General features: G+C 74.0%; 15 protein-coding genes. 8 read left to right on the top strand and 7 right to left on the bottom strand.

All coding sequences use genetic code 11. The features are described from left to right. Positions 1 to 84: 84 nt before the first annotated feature. The 3 genes from AC0665_RS21500 to AC0665_RS21510 all read right to left on the bottom strand — a co-directional run bounded on the left by AC0665_RS21500 (position 85) and on the right by AC0665_RS21510 (position 3,544). On the bottom strand, positions 85 to 927 hold the full coding sequence (locus tag AC0665_RS21500) for a ribonuclease BN (RefSeq protein WP_478705592.1): 843 nt from the start codon (positions 925 to 927) through the stop codon (positions 85 to 87). Positions 928 to 1,105: 178 nt separating this feature from the next. Continuing rightward, positions 1,106 to 1,918: a PaaX family transcriptional regulator gene (locus AC0665_RS21505; RefSeq protein WP_363122423.1), complete on the bottom strand. Its 813-nt coding sequence runs from the start codon at positions 1,916 to 1,918 to the stop codon at positions 1,106 to 1,108. Positions 1,919 to 1,933: 15 nt separating this feature from the next. After that, positions 1,934 to 3,544, bottom strand: a complete 1,611-nt coding sequence (locus tag AC0665_RS21510; RefSeq protein ID WP_468402794.1) for an AMP-binding protein — start codon at positions 3,542 to 3,544, stop codon at positions 1,934 to 1,936. Positions 3,545 to 3,670: 126 nt separating this feature from the next. Between AC0665_RS21510 and AC0665_RS21515 the strand changes: the two genes are divergently transcribed. Together AC0665_RS21515 and AC0665_RS21520 are read left to right on the top strand one after the other, a co-directional pair. After that, the gene (locus AC0665_RS21515; RefSeq protein WP_478705593.1) at positions 3,671 to 4,852 is read left to right on the top strand and encodes an acyl-CoA dehydrogenase family protein; all 1,182 of its coding nucleotides are present in this window, start codon (positions 3,671 to 3,673) and stop codon (positions 4,850 to 4,852) included. Then, complete coding sequence (locus AC0665_RS21520) at positions 4,849 to 5,247, top strand: RidA family protein (protein ID WP_478705594.1); 399 nt, start codon at positions 4,849 to 4,851, stop codon at positions 5,245 to 5,247. Before AC0665_RS21515 ends, AC0665_RS21520 begins: the two co-directional genes overlap by 4 nt. Positions 5,248 to 5,282: 35 nt before the next feature. Here AC0665_RS21520 and AC0665_RS21525 read toward each other — a convergent pair whose 3' ends face one another. After that, the gene (locus AC0665_RS21525; RefSeq protein WP_468402800.1) at positions 5,283 to 5,474 is read right to left on the bottom strand and encodes a DUF5999 family protein; all 192 of its coding nucleotides are present in this window, start codon (positions 5,472 to 5,474) and stop codon (positions 5,283 to 5,285) included. A gap of 245 nt (positions 5,475 to 5,719) precedes the next feature. On the opposite strand from AC0665_RS21525, the gene AC0665_RS21530 reads away from it, so the two are divergent. The 6 genes from AC0665_RS21530 to AC0665_RS21555 all read left to right on the top strand — a co-directional run bounded on the left by AC0665_RS21530 (position 5,720) and on the right by AC0665_RS21555 (position 11,375). Beyond that, positions 5,720 to 6,160, top strand: coding sequence for a DUF6299 family protein (locus AC0665_RS21530; protein WP_468631574.1), 441 nt, complete (start codon positions 5,720 to 5,722; stop codon positions 6,158 to 6,160). A gap of 112 nt (positions 6,161 to 6,272) precedes the next feature. Then, on the top strand, positions 6,273 to 7,865 hold the full coding sequence (locus tag AC0665_RS21535) for an ABC transporter substrate-binding protein (protein WP_478705595.1): 1,593 nt from the start codon (positions 6,273 to 6,275) through the stop codon (positions 7,863 to 7,865). Positions 7,866 to 7,885: 20 nt separating this feature from the next. Continuing rightward, positions 7,886 to 8,854, top strand: coding sequence for an ABC transporter permease (locus AC0665_RS21540; protein ID WP_478705711.1), 969 nt, complete (start codon positions 7,886 to 7,888; stop codon positions 8,852 to 8,854). Beyond that, the gene (locus tag AC0665_RS21545) at positions 8,844 to 9,743 is read left to right on the top strand and encodes an ABC transporter permease (protein WP_478510438.1); all 900 of its coding nucleotides are present in this window, start codon (positions 8,844 to 8,846) and stop codon (positions 9,741 to 9,743) included. Before AC0665_RS21540 ends, AC0665_RS21545 begins: the two co-directional genes overlap by 11 nt. A gap of 62 nt (positions 9,744 to 9,805) precedes the next feature. Continuing rightward, complete coding sequence (locus tag AC0665_RS21550) at positions 9,806 to 10,729, top strand: ABC transporter ATP-binding protein (RefSeq protein WP_478705712.1); 924 nt, start codon at positions 9,806 to 9,808, stop codon at positions 10,727 to 10,729. Next, the gene (locus AC0665_RS21555; RefSeq protein ID WP_478604157.1) at positions 10,722 to 11,375 is read left to right on the top strand and encodes an ABC transporter ATP-binding protein; all 654 of its coding nucleotides are present in this window, start codon (positions 10,722 to 10,724) and stop codon (positions 11,373 to 11,375) included. The genes AC0665_RS21550 and AC0665_RS21555 overlap by 8 nt, the downstream gene beginning before the upstream one ends. Before the next feature lie 32 nt (positions 11,376 to 11,407). Here AC0665_RS21555 and AC0665_RS21560 read toward each other — a convergent pair whose 3' ends face one another. The 3 genes from AC0665_RS21560 to AC0665_RS21570 all read right to left on the bottom strand — a co-directional run bounded on the left by AC0665_RS21560 (position 11,408) and on the right by AC0665_RS21570 (position 13,956). Further along, positions 11,408 to 11,707, bottom strand: coding sequence for a hypothetical protein (locus tag AC0665_RS21560; protein ID WP_478604154.1), 300 nt, complete (start codon positions 11,705 to 11,707; stop codon positions 11,408 to 11,410). 174 nt (positions 11,708 to 11,881) lie between these two features. Then, entirely contained in the window at positions 11,882 to 12,646 is a 765-nt protein-coding gene (locus AC0665_RS21565; protein WP_478705596.1) for a class I SAM-dependent methyltransferase, read from the bottom strand. A 113-nt stretch (positions 12,647 to 12,759) separates the two neighbouring features. Then, positions 12,760 to 13,956, bottom strand: a complete 1,197-nt coding sequence (locus tag AC0665_RS21570) for an aminotransferase class V-fold PLP-dependent enzyme (RefSeq protein ID WP_468402814.1) — start codon at positions 13,954 to 13,956, stop codon at positions 12,760 to 12,762. Positions 13,957 to 13,961: the final 5 nt, after the last annotated feature.

A 13,961-nucleotide genomic window follows, 5' to 3' on the forward strand; every position in this document is an offset into this window, starting at 1 on the left:
TCGCCTGTGGATTCGCATGAGCCGGGGCGAGGAGCGCTGGGGGTGGCATGTGCGTTCGCACGGGGAGGTCGGCGCGGGCCGGGCCTACTCTTCGGGGCCGGGGCCGGGGCCGGGGCCGGGGCCGGGGCCGGGGCCTGAGCCGGGGTCGCGGTGGCGGTGGCCGCGGCCGAGGCCGTGGCCGTGATGCTCCAGTGCCCAGCGGCCGAGCAGCGCGCCGCCGTAGACCACGTACCCCACGCCGATCAGCCAGGACTCCACGACGAGGACGACGCCGACCGCGCCGTAGCTGATCGCGTTGGTGACGATGAGCGGCGTGAAGACGAAGTAGGAGAACATGCGCAGGCCGACGAGTCCCGCCATGGTGGCCACCGCCCCGGGGAGCAGAGCGCTCCAGCGGACCTGTCCGCCGAGCAGGAAGCGCTGGCCCCACCAGAAGAACAGCACGCCGGACGCCGAGCTGAGCGCGATCCGCTCCGGCCCCGAGACGACGCTGCGCGTCTGCACCTCCTGGTACAGGTACGCGGTCATCGCGATCATCCACACCGCCTGCCGCCAGACCCGGTGCCACGGACCCGAGGGCAGGCCCCAGATGCGCTCGTAGCCGTTCTGCACGCTCCCGCCGAACGCCACACCGAAGACCGCGAGCGCGACCCCGCCGAGGACGCTCGTGGTGCCGATGACCTTGCGCGGCGGGCTGATGATGTCCGTGAGCAGCCGGGCCGACCGTCCGGACAGCCCCATCCCGTCGGCCAGCCAGGAGGCGAATCCGCCGCGTGCCAGCGGGTCGGCGGCGGCCACCACGATGAGCAGCGGCGCCAGGGTGACCAGCGCGAGCGTGGCGAACCCCGTGGCCCGGTGCAGCAACTCCACGTCCCTGCCCTGCCGGACCAGGGTGTGCGCGCCGATCCGTTTCCACCCGCCGTGCACCGAGCGACCCCACCGCCTCACGGGAGCCGGTCCGCGCGGGCGCCCGCCGTCCTCGGCGGTGTGGTGGTGACGGTCATCCCTCGGTCCGCCTCCCGGTGCGCGCTCCGTCCACTCGCGGACATCGTTGACGGTTCCATAGCGGAGCAAAGGCGGCAAACCGGGCGGCGCCCCGGGTGGATCAGAGCCCCACGAACGCCGCCCCCGCGTCCCGCAGCCGCTCGTGCAGCCCCCGGAACACCGCCGCCGAGCGGACCCCCGGCCAGTCCGCCGGCAGCAACTCCGACGGCAGGCCCGGGTCGGTGTAGGGCAGGTGGCGCCAGGAGTCCAGGGCCAGGAGGTAGTCCCGGTAGGCCTCCTCGGGCGGAGTGTCCGCGCGCTTCTCCCACGCGTGCAGCACGCGCGCGTGGCGGTCGAGGAACGCCTCGTGCTCCTTGGCGATGGCCGCCAGGTCCCACCACCGGGCGACGGCCTCCGCGGTCGGGGCGAACCCGAGGTGGTCACCGCGGAAGAAGTCGACGTACGCGTCCAGCCGCAGCCGCTGGAGGGTGTGCCGGGTCTCCTCGTACAGCCGCGCCGGCGCGATCCACACGCCCGGAGCGGCCGTGCCGAAACCGAGCCCGGCCAGCCGGGAGCGCAGTACGTGCCGCTTCTGCCGCTCCGACTCCGGCACGGAGAACACCGCGAGCACCCAGCCCTCGTCCCCGGGCGGCGCCGAGGCGTAGATGCGCCGGTCACCGTCGTCGAGCAACTGGCGGGCGTCCGGGGACAGTTCGTACCCGGCCGCGCCCTGGGCGGTACGGGCGGGCACGAGCAGTCCCCGTCTCTTCAGCCGGGACACCGAGGAGCGTACGGACGGCGCGTCCACCCCGGCCGCGGCCAGCAGCCGGATGAGTTCGGCCACCGGCACGGGGCCCGGTACGAAGCGGCCGTACGCGCCGTAGAGCGTGACGATGAGAGACCGTGGTGCATGCTGGTCGGACACGTTGATCATCTTAGGTCGTACGGATCAGTCCCGGTCGCCTTCCGGTACCCCCGGGGCGCGCAGTCTGAACCGCTGGAGCTTGCCGGTGGCCGTGCGCGGCAACGCGTCCAGGAAGACGATCTCGCGCGGGCACTTGTACGGTGCCAGCTCGCTCTTGACGAAGGCGCGCAGCGCCTCGGCGTCCCGCCGCGCGCCCTCCTTGAGGACGGCGAAGGCCTGCACGACCTGCCCGCGGGCCTCGTCGGGCCGCCCCACGACCGCCGCCTCCACCACGTCCGGATGCCGCAGCAGCGCGTCCTCCACCTCGGGCCCGGCGATGTTGTAGCCGGCCGAGATGATCATGTCGTCGGCGCGGGCGACGTAGCGGAAGTATCCGTCGGGGTCGCGGACGTAGGTGTCGCCGGTGATGTTCCAGCCGTCGCGCACGTAGTCCCGCTGCCGCGGGTCGGCGAGGTAGCGGCAGCCGACCGGTCCGCGCACGGCGAGCAGCCCCGGCTGCCCGTCGGGCACGGGCTTGCCGTCCGCGTCCTGCACGCGCGCCTGCCAGCCCGGCACCGGAACGCCCGTCGTCCCGGGCCGGATCCGGTCGCCGGCCGCGGAGATGAAGATGTGCAGCAGCTCGGTGGCGCCGATGCCGTTGATGACGCGCAGACCCGTGCGCTCGTGCCAGGCCTGCCAGGTGGCCGCCGGCAGATTCTCGCCGGCCGAGACGCAGCGGCGCAGCGAGGAGACGTCGTGCCCGTCGAGCTCGCCGAGCATCGCGCGGTACGCCGTCGGCGCGGTGAACAGCACCGAGACCCGGTGCCGGGCGATGGCGGGCAGCAACTGCCGGGGCCCCGCCTGTTCGAGCAGCAGCGCGCTCGCGCCGGCCCGCAGCGGGAAGACCACCAGCCCGCCGAGGCCGAAGGTGAAGCCGAGCGGGGGGCTGCCGGTGAACACGTCGTCCGGGCGGGGCCCGAGGACGTGCCGGGAGAAGGTGTCGGCGATCGCCAGGACGTCCCGGTGGAAGTGCATACAGCCCTTGGGGCGGCCGGTGGTGCCGGAGGTGAAGGCGATCAGTGCCACGTCGTCGGCCGAGGTCGCGACGGCCTCGAACGGCCTCGGGGGCGCCGCGAGGTTGAACAGGTCGTCCGGGGCGTCACCGCCGTAGGTCGTGATCCTCAGGCCGGGGATCTCGGCCTTGGCGAGGTCGTCGACGGCCCGGACGTCGCACAGGGCGTGCCGCACCCGCGCGATCTCGCACATCGTGCTCAGTTCGTGCGGGCGCTGCTGGGCGAGCACCGTGACCGCCACGGCCCCGGCCTTCAGCACCGCCAGCCAGCAGGCCGCGAGCCACGGGGTGGTGGGGCCGCGCAGCAGCACCCGGTTGCCGGGGACGACCCCGAGTCCGCCGGTGAGCAGATGGGCGACGCGGTCCACCCGGGCCCGCAGCTCGCCGTACGTCCACGACGCGCCGGTCCCGGTGTGGAAGACGGGGCGGTCGTCGGGCGGGCCGTTGAGCAACTCGGCGGCGCTGTTGAGCCGTTCGGGGTAGTGCAGCTCCGGCAGGTCGAAACGGAGTTCGGGCCATTGGTCGGGGGGTGGCAGATGGTCCCGGGTGAAGGTGTCGACGTGGGCAGTGCCCCGTGCGTTCATACGGTTGCCCCCTCGGCGTGGTGGGCTCGCCCCTGGAGCGTATCGTGTTGGTGACGACAGTCAACGGTCCGCGATAGCCTCGGAGTGACCCGGCCGGAACGCAGGGTGGCGGAGAAGGGACCGGCGATGACCGCATTCTCGCTCGAACCGGCACAACTCGCCTGGTGCGCCGAACTGCGCGCCCTGGCCGCGGAACGGCTCCGCCCGCTGGCGGACAAGGGGGAACCGGGGCAGGTCAACCGTGCCCTGGTCGCCGAACTCGGCGGCCTCGGACTGCTCGGGCGCCTGTTCACCTCGGGTGCGCTCGACCTGTGCCTGATGCGCGAGTCCCTCGCCTACGCCTGCACGGAGGCCGAGACGGCCCTGGCCCTCCAGGGGCTGGGCGCCCACCCGGTGCACGCGTACGGCACACCGGCACAGCGCGCCCGGTGGCTCCCGCGGGTGGCCGACGGCACGGCGATCGCGGCCTTCGCGCTGAGCGAGCCGGGGGCCGGATCGGACGCGGCGGCGCTGGCGCTGCGAGCGGAGCCGGACGCGCCGCGAGACAGCGGCAACCCGGCCGGTACGGCCCTCACCACCGCCCCCGACGGCTCAGCAGGCTGGCGCCTCACCGGAGAGAAGTGCTGGATCTCCAACGCCCCCGGCGCCGACTTCTACACCGTCTTCGCCCGCACCGGTCCCGACGCCGGGGCACGCGGGGTCACGGCCTTCCTCGTGCCCGCCGACCGCCCGGGCCTGACCGGCCGCGCTCTCGACATGCTCTCGCCGCATCCGATCGGCGCACTCGACTTCGACGCCGTGCCCGTGACGGCCGACGACGTGCTCGGGGAGGTGGACCACGGCTTCCGGGTCGCCATGGGGACGCTCAACCTGTTCCGGCCCAGCGTCGGCGCGTTCGCGGTCGGCATGGCGCAGGCGGCCCTCGACGCGACCCTCGGCCACACCGCCGGACGTCACGCCTTCGGGGGCACCTTGCGGGATCTGCAGGCCGTCTCGCACCAGGTCGCCGAGATGGCCCTGCGCACCGAGGCCGCCCGGCTGATGGTCCTCGCGGCGGCGTCGGCGTACGACGCGGACTCCCCGGACGTGCCCCGGCGCTCCGCCATGGCGAAACTGCTCGCCACCGAGACCGCGCAGTACGTCGTCGACACGGCCGTCCAACTGCACGGCGCCCGGGCTCTGCAACGCGGCCACCTGCTCGAACACCTCTACCGCGAGGTGCGCGCCCCGCGCATCTACGAGGGGGCCAGCGAGGTGCAACGCGGCATCATCGCCAAGGAGCTGTACGCCCGTCAGGAGGACCGGTGAGCACCGAGCGCGTCAACCCGCCCGAGCTGTCCCCGCCGGCCGGCTTCTCCCACGCCGTCGTGGCCCGCGGCTCACGTGTGGTGTTCCTGGCGGGCCAGACCGCCCTGGACACCGACGGCAAGGTGGTGGGGCGGACCCTGCCCGAGCAGTTCGAGAATGCCCTCACCAACCTGCTGGCCGCCCTGGCAGCGGCCGGCGGCACACCGTCCGACCTGGCCCGCGTCACCGTCTACGCCACGGACGTCGAGGCGTACCGCGCGCACGCGCCCGAACTGGGCCGCCTGTGGCGGGCGTCGGCCGGGCGCGACTACCCCGCCATGGCGGTCGTCCAGGTGGTCCGGCTCTGGGACGCGGAGGCGATGGTGGAACTCGACGGCTTCGCGGTCCTGCCGTAGAGCGTCCCGCGCACGGCCCGAGTCCGACGCCCGGCTCAGGCCGCGACGGCCAGCTGCGCCGCCGCCCGGCGCGGCTGCACCACACGGCCGTCGGGGAGCAGTTCGCCGGTGTCGTCGAAGACGACCGTCCCGTCGCACAGCAGGCTCCAGCCCTGCTCGGGGCGGGCCGCGACGACGTGCGCGGCGGGGGAGTCGGTCGCGGGGCACTGGGGCTGGTGGGCACACATGGCGCACCTCCACGTCGGTAGGGCCGTCCGAAGGATTCGCACGACGCTCACAGTCAGACCATCCTCCCGTGCCGGACTCATCGGAACGGCCCGACGGGAAGCGTGACACGCCCAGGACATTCCCCGGACGGTTCCACGACGGCCGGCGCCAACTCGCCACCGAAGGGGTGAGGGTCACGGGCGCCGACCCGGAGGGCCGGTACGAGTGGAAGACGCAATTCCGCTCCTTTCGGGAGGTTTCCCCCATGCGTGTACGTCCCCTTCTCGGCGCGGCGGCCGGTGCCGCGCTGCTCCTGCTCACCGGCGCCGGCGCGGCCCCCGCCGGCGCGTCCGTCCTCGCCCCGGCCGGTTCCGTGACGGTCGACCCCGTGGGCCGCCTCGCCGCCGACGGCACCGTCACCCTGTCCGGCACCTACCGTTGCGTGAGCTCCAGCGGCCCGGTCTTCGTCAGCTCCTCGGTGCGTCAGGGTGTCTCCCCGACCCGCTACGGCATCGGCGGCACCCGCGCCGTGTGCGACGGCGCGGAGCACCGCTGGGTGAACACGGGCCGGACCGCGACGGGCTCGCTCATGGCCGGGGTGGCCCACGTGGAGGCCACCGTGATGGAACTGCGCACCTTCAGCGGTCTGCCGCTGCCCACCTTCCACGCGGTCCGCGGCCAGGACATCACCCTGACCCAGGCCTGAGCACCACAGCGAACGCGTCGGCGGGCGCCCCGGATCCGGGGCGCCCGCCGATCCTGTTTAATTGCGATGTCTTTGCAATAGCCTTACGATGGCAACAAGGGTGTGAGGTCACATGTCGACCCGTCGGATACGAGGGGCCGCCGTCACGGCGGCGCTGGCCACGGCGGTCACCGCCTGTTCGGCTCCCAGCGGCGGCGGCGGTTCGGGCGACGACAGGTCCGCCGGCACGGTCGTGCTCGGGGTGGCCTCCGAACCCGACACCCTCAGCCCGCTGCTCGGCTACGGCAAGGACGGCAACTCCAAGATCTTCGACGGGCTCCTCGCCCGCGACGCCGGCCTGAAGCTGAAGCCCGCGCTGGCGGCCGAGCTGCCGAAGATCACCGACGGCGGCCGCACCTACACCTACACCCTGCGCGACGGGGTCGAGTTCAGCGACGGCGAACCGCTCACGGCCGCCGACGTCGTCTACACGTACCGGACCGTCCTCGACGCCAAGACCAACAACACCTTCAAGAGCGAGCTGGACGCCGTCGACACCGTCCGCGCACGCGGTGACGACCGGGTCGTCTTCACGCTCAAGTACCCCTACGCCCCCTTCGCCGCCCGCACCGTCCTGCCCATCGTCCCCGAGCACATAGCCGGCGAGCAGGACCCCAACACCGGCTCCTTCAACACCGAGCCGGTCGGCACCGGCCCCTACGTCCTCAGCGGCTGGAGCAAGGGCGAGAAGCTCACCTTCAAGGCCAACCCCCGCTACTGGGGCGGCAGGCCCAAGGTGAAGACCTTCACCATGGCCGTCATCGGCGACGACAACGTACGCGCCACCCGGCTGCGCTCCGGCGACCTCGACGGCGCGGTCCTCCCGCCCAACCTCGCCGCCACGTTCAAGCACGACGACGCCCAGCGCACCCACCAGGCCCGCTCCTACGACTTCCGGGCCGTCACCCTGCCCACCGCGAACAAGGTCACCGGCGATCGCGCGATCCGGCGGGCCCTCGACGCCGCCGTCGACCGCGAGGCCATGGTCGACAAGATCCTCGACGGCGCCGGCCGCCCGGCCTACGGGCCGCTGCCCGTCGACGACCCCGCGTTCACCGAGGACATCGAGCGCACACACGACCTCGGCAAGGCCCGAAGGATCCTGGACGAGGCCGGCTGGAAGCCCGGCAGGGACGGCATCCGAGCCAAGGGCGGACAGCGGGCGGCCTTCGACCTGCTCTACCCCTCCGGCGACAAGGTCCGCCAGGACCACGCCCTCGCCTACGCCTCCGACGCCAGGAAGGCCGGCATCGACGTGACGGTGGAGAGCGCCACCTGGGAGGTCATCGAGCCGCGCATGAAGGACACGGCCGTGCTCGCCGGCTTCGGCAGCACCGGCGACCCCGACTTCGGCCTCTACACCCTGCTGCACTCCTCCCTGGCCGGCGACGGCTTCAATAACATGGCCCGCTACGACAACCCCGCCGTGGACCGGGCCCTGGACGAGGGCCGCCGCGGCCAGGACCCGCGGACCCGCCGCGCCGCCTACGACAAGCTCCAGCGCGCCCTGGTGCAGGACCCCGGCTACACCTTCCTCACCCACATCGACCACCTCTACGTCCTGGCCGACCGCTGGGAGGGCCTGACCACCCAGCTGGAGCCGCACGAGCACGGCTTCGCCAGCGGCCCCTGGTGGAACATCGAGGACTGGCGGCCGAAGCAGTGACCCGAGCGCCCTGGGGCGCGATGGCACGGCTGGCGGGACGGCGGGCGCTGTTCGCCGTCCCCGTCCTGCTCGTCGTCACCTTCGCCGTGTTCGCGATCGCCGCCGCCTCCCCGTTCGACCCCGTCAAGGCCGACGCCGGGACCGCCGCGCTCGGCGCCGACCAGGAGACCCTGGACCGGCTGCGCGACAACCTCGGCGTGGACCGGCCCTTCGCCGCCCGCTGGTGGCACTGGCTGACCTCCGCGCTCACCGGCGACCTCGGCCACTCCAGCGTGATGCGGCAGCCGGTCGCCCGGGTCATCGGCGAACGGCTCGTGTGGTCCGCGCTGCTCTGCGCGGTGGCCTTCGCCGTCGCCGTGCTGGTGGGCACGGTCCTCGGCGTGCTCGCCGCCCGCCGCCCCGGCTCGCTCGCCGACCGGACCGTCACCTCCCTCGCCTACACCCTGGAGGCGGCACCGGTCTTCTGGATCGCGCTGCTCGCCGTCTGGCTGTTCGCCCTCCAGTGGGACGTCCTCCCGGCGGGCGGCCTGACCGACACCGGCAGTGAACAGGTCACGCCGGGCCAGGTGCTGAGCCACCTCCTCCTGCCCGCCGGTGTCCTCGCCGTGTCCCAACTGCCGTGGTTCACCCTCTACGTACGCCAGGGCGTCGGCGACGCCCTGGCGGAGGACCCCGTACGCGGCGCCCGGGCCCGCGGTCTGAGCGAACGCACCGTCCTGCTCGGCCACGCCCTGCGCTCCGGGCTGCTGCCGGTGCTCACCCTCATCGGCTCCCGCGTGCCCGAACTCATCACCGGCGCGCTGCTGGTGGAGAGCGTCTTCAGCTGGCCCGGCATCGCCGCCGCCACCGTCGAGGCGGCCACCGCCGTCGACTTCCCGCTGCTCGCCGCCCTGACGACCCTGGCCACCGCCGCCGTGCTCGCCGGGAACCTGCTCGCCGACCTGCTCTGCGGACTGTTCGACCCGAGGGTGAAGCTCAGTGACATGTGACGCACCGGCGCCCGCCGCCGCCCCGGAGAAGACCGAGTGGCGCTCGCACGGACCGCGGCGCCGCTCCACCCGCGCCCTGCGCGTGCGGACCTCCGCCGCGCTGGTGGCCGCGACCGTCCTCGCCGTGCTGCTCGTGCCGCCGCTGGTCCAGCTCGACCAGCAGGCCGTGGACCTCGCCGCCAAGCTGCGACCGCCGTCCTGGTCCCACCCGTTCGGCACCGACGACGTCGGCCGCGATCTGCTGCTGCGCTGCGTCTACGGCCTGCGCGTCTCGCTCCTCGTCGGCGTGACGGCGGCGCTGACCGCGACCGTCGTCGGCACGGCTGTGGGCGCGGCGGCGGGGGCACTGGGCGGCTGGGCCGACCGGGCCCTGATGCGGGTCGTCGACACCTTCTCGTCCGTGCCGCATCTGCTGCTCGGCATCTTCATCGTCGCCATGTTCCGCCCCGGGGTGTGGCCGGTGGTGATCTCGGTCGCGCTGACCCACTGGCTGTCCACGGCCCGCATCGTGCGCGCCGAGGTGTTGTCGCTGCGGTCGAGGCCGTACATCGACGCCGCCGTCTCCGGCGGGGCCTCCCGGTGGCGGGTGACCGTACGGCACCTCCTGCCCGCCGTGCTGCCCCAGGCCGCGCTCGCCGCCGTGCTGATGGTGCCGCACGCCATGTGGCACGAGTCCGCGCTGTCCTTCCTCGGCCTCGGACTGCCCACCCACACGGCGAGCCTCGGCACCCTCGTCCAGAGCGCCCGCGGCTCCCTCCTCGCCGGCCAGTGGTGGCCGACCCTCTTCCCGGGCCTCTTCCTCATCGTCCCGACCCTCGCCGTCGCCGGACTCGCCGGGGCCTGGCGGGAGCGGATCAACCCGCGTCACCGATCGGAGCTGATGCTGTGAGCGCCGGCCCGGGCCCCCTGGCCCCCGTGCTGTCCGTCCGGGGACTCTCCGTGCGGTTCCTCATGCCGGGCGGGCGCCGCGTCGCCGCCGTCAGCGACGCCCGGTTCGACGTGGCGCCCGGCGAGTGCCTGGCCCTGATCGGCGAGAGCGGCTGCGGCAAGTCCGTCCTGGCCTCCGCCTTGCTCGGACTGCTCCCCGGCAACGCCCAGACCGCCGGCTCGGCCCTCCTCGGCGACCTGGACCTGCTCACGGCCGACGAGCGGACCCTCGCCCGCACCGTACGCGGACGGCTCATCGGCCTCGTACCGCAGAGCCCGGCCGCCCACCTCACCCCGGTCCGCACCGTCCGCTCCCAACTGGAGGAGACGGTCGCCGCGTTGACCGCCACCCGGGGCCGGGCCGCCCTGCGGACCGCCGCCGAGGCCGCCGCCGAACGGGCCGCGTTCCCCGCCGACCACCTCGACCGCCACCCCCACCAGCTCTCCGGCGGCCTCGCCCAGCGCGCCGCCACCGCCCTCGCCCTGGCCGGTGACGCGCCCCTGCTGCTCGCCGACGAACCGACCACCGGACTCGACCGCGACCTGGTGGACCGTACCGTCGACGAACTGCGGCGGCACGTCGACGGCCCGGGGGAGAGCGGCCGGGGACGCGCCCTGCTGATGATCACCCACGATCTGGCGGCAGCCGAGCGCATCGCCGACCGGGTCGCCGTCATGTACGCGGGCCGCATCGTCGAACTCTCCGACGCCGCCGCCTTCTTCGGCGCGCCCGGGCCCCGTCACCCCTACAGCCGCGGTCTGCTCCGGGCCCTGCCCGAGCGCGCCTTCACCCCCATCCCCGGCATGCCGCCCGAACTCGGCGACCTCCCGGCCGGCTGCGCCTTCGCCGCCCGCTGCGACCGCGCCACCGACATCTGCGCCACCGAGCCGCCCACCGGCACGGTCGCCTGCCACCACCCGCACGTGCCGGAGGACGTCCGTGCTTGAACTGAGCTCCATCACCGCCGGATACGTCAGGAACGCGCCGGTGGTCCGCGACGTCTCCCTGACCGTCGCGCCGGGCGAGTCCGTCGGCCTGCTCGGACCGAGCGGCTGCGGCAAGTCCACCCTCGCGCGGGTCGCGGCCCTGCTGCACCGCCCCGACTCCGGCACCCTGCTCCTCGACGGCCGGCCCGTACGGCGCTGGCGCCACCGCGCCCCACGCGCCCTGCGCACCGCCTTCGGGGTCGTCTTCCAGCAGGCCAGGCTCTCCGCCGATCCCCGGCTGCCGCTCACCGACCTGATCGCCGAACCCCTGCGCGCCACCGGCCGGGGCGGCGAAGTCCCCGGCCGGGTGGCCGAGCTGGCCCCGGTCGTCGGCCTCACCCCCGATCTGCTGACCCGGCGCCCGCACGAGGTCAGCGACGGGCAGCTGCAACGCGCCTGCCTGGCCCGGGCCCTGGTGCTGCGCCCGCGCGTGCTGGTGTGCGACGAGATGACCGCGATGCTCGACGCCTCCACCGCGGCGGCCCTGGTCGCGGCCGTCGAGGACTACCGGGCCGCGACCGGGGCCGCCCTGCTGGCCGTCGGCCACGACCGGATCCTGCTGGAGCGCTGGTGCGACCGCACCGTCCACTGGGAGAGCCTGACCTGAGCCGCGCCGCTCCCGCGTGGGGGTGCCGTGTGTCAGTGGTCGTCCCAGTGGCCCTCGTGGGCGGCGTGCCGGTGGCCGTCGTGCACGTAGTCCGTGTGGTCGTCGTGCCGGACGGCCAGATGGCCGCAGTCGTCGCCGTGCTGGTGGTCGTGGTTCCGGTGCACCGCGTGGTCGGCGGGCGCGCACTCGTCGGTGTGGCCGTCGTGCATCCGGTGGATGTGCCCGTCGTGGGCGTAGTCGGTGTGGTCGCCGTGGGGGAAGGAGAGGTGACCGCAGTCCTCGCCGTGGGCGTGCGCATGGTTCTCGTGGGTGGTGTGCTCGGCGGTGGTCATGGGGGCTCCTCGCGTGGGGGTGTGGCCGCTCCCGGCGCTCGCACCGGGGGCGGCTCGGCGACATCACCCTAGGGCGACATCTGCGTGCATTGTCGTAAATGCCCGACCGTGCGCGCCACCCGACGCCGGGCGGCCGAGTGAGGCGCCGGGCGGGAGGGGCTTCGCGGGGACGCCCTAGCGCACCGCCACGATCACGCAGCTGTCGCCGTACTGCCACACCGGTCCGGCCTGGCCGAAACCCGCCTGCCGGAGCAGCTCCAGATGGTCGCGCGGGGAGAGTCCGGCGGGACGGCAGGTGCCGGGGGGTGCCGCCCGGCGGCGGCGCTCGGCGAGGAGGTCGGCCAGCTCCGGGTCGTCGGCGACGGCGGCCCACCAGGAGCCCCAGTCCTCATGGGCGAACACCCGTTGCCGGGCGGCACGGCACCGCCCGACATGGGCGGCGATCGCGCCCGGGCCGGTCCCGCCCTGGGGGAGGTGGTCGCCGTTGACGAGGACGCCCCCGGGGCGCAGCAGGCCGGCGAGCTGGCGGTAGACGCGCGCCAGGGTGTCGCGGTCGAGGTAGTGCAGGGCCGTCGTGGACACCGCCGCGTCCATGGGCCGGTCCAGGTCCAGTGCCCACACCCAGCCGGGCGCCCCGATCTCCGTGTCGACGTAGCGGGCCGCGTCCGGGTGGTGGGTGCGGCCCAGCTCCAGCAGGACGGGATCCCGGTCCACGGCCACGATCTCGGCGTCGGGCAGCCGCCGGATCAGCCGGGCGGCGAGGGAGCCGGGCCCGCAGCCCAGGTCGACGACGAGGGGCGGGCCCGCGCGCCCCGCGGTGACGTGTTCGACGACATCGGCGATCACGGTGAACCGCTCCTCGCGGTCCACGGCGTACCGCTGCTGCTGGAGCTCCCAGCGCTCCACCCATCGCTCCGCCGTCGCCAGACTCAGCCCCATCCGCTCGCGCCACCTTGCCGTCTCGCGCCTGACACCTTTCGGTCCGAGCCTACAGGTGGAAACGGTTCTCATTACGCCCAGCGGGTGGTGTGCTGTCCGCCCGGTCGGCGTCCTCACTGAAGCGAGGTGAGAACGGACAGCAGCCGGTCGATCTCCTCAACGGTGTTGTACACATGCAGACTCACCCGCACCGAACCGGTCTTCTCGCCCGCGTCGCCCTGGCAGTGATGGTCGGAGCGGACCATGAAGCCGTGGCTGAACAGGATGAACCCGAGATCGCCCGAGTCGACGGCACGGTGCCGCAGCGTCACGATGCCCCGGCGGCGCTGCACCGTCGTGTCCGCCGCCAGACTGAGGGGGCAGCCGAGGATCTCGTAGGCGTCCAGCCGGCGCAGCCCCTCGGTGAGCCGGGTCGCCAGGTCGGCCGTCCACCGCTCGATGCGATCGACACCGGCCGACTCCAGCCAGTCCAGGGCCGCTTCGAGCGAGGCGATGCCCACGGTGTTCGGGGTGCCGCTCCACCCGCCCGGCACGAAGGCGGGGCCGCGCGCCTGCCGGGCCCACACCGCACCCGACCCGGGCAGGGCCAGCGCCTTGTGCCCGGAGAACACGACGAAGTCCACGTCCAACTCGGCCACGGAGACCGGCAGATGACCGACGCTCTGCGCGGCGTCCAGGCAGATGACCGCGTCCGGACCGACGGCGTCGCGGATGCGATGCACGTTCATGTCGCCGCCGTACACGTGGTGCACATGGGTGGTGGCGACGAACCGGGTGCGTGGCCCGGCCCGTTCGGCCAGCGCCCGGTGGTCGTAGTCCCCGGAGCCGCTCTGGTACGGCATCGGCACCACCGAGACGTGCACGCCCTCCCGCGCGAGCAGCGCCTGGGCCTCCAGCCAGGGCGTGATGTTGGCCTGGTGGTCGGCGACCGGCACCACGATCTCGTCGCCGTCGCGCAGGAACCCGGGCAGCCAGTCGCGGGCGACGGTCCGCAGCCCCTCGGTCGTGCCGCTCGTGAAGTGCACGGCGGAGCCCTCGGGCCGGCCGTCCCCGAGGAAGCGGGCGACGCGCTCGCGGGTCCGCTCGACCAGCTCCGTGGTCCGGTTGGCCCAGGTGTAGGTACCCCGCGCGGCGTTGGCGTTGGACGTGGTCAGGTACGTCCGCACGGCGTCCAGCACGGCCTGCGGCTTCTGCGCCGTGGCCGCGCTGTCCAGGTACGCCAGCTCGGGGTGCCCGGTGACGATGGGGAACTGGGCGCGCAGCGCCTGCTGCCACAGGCCCGGATCCTCACGGGTGATCGGCGCCGTCATGCCGG

This window comes from Streptomyces sp. NPDC043685 (genome assembly GCF_056436585.1).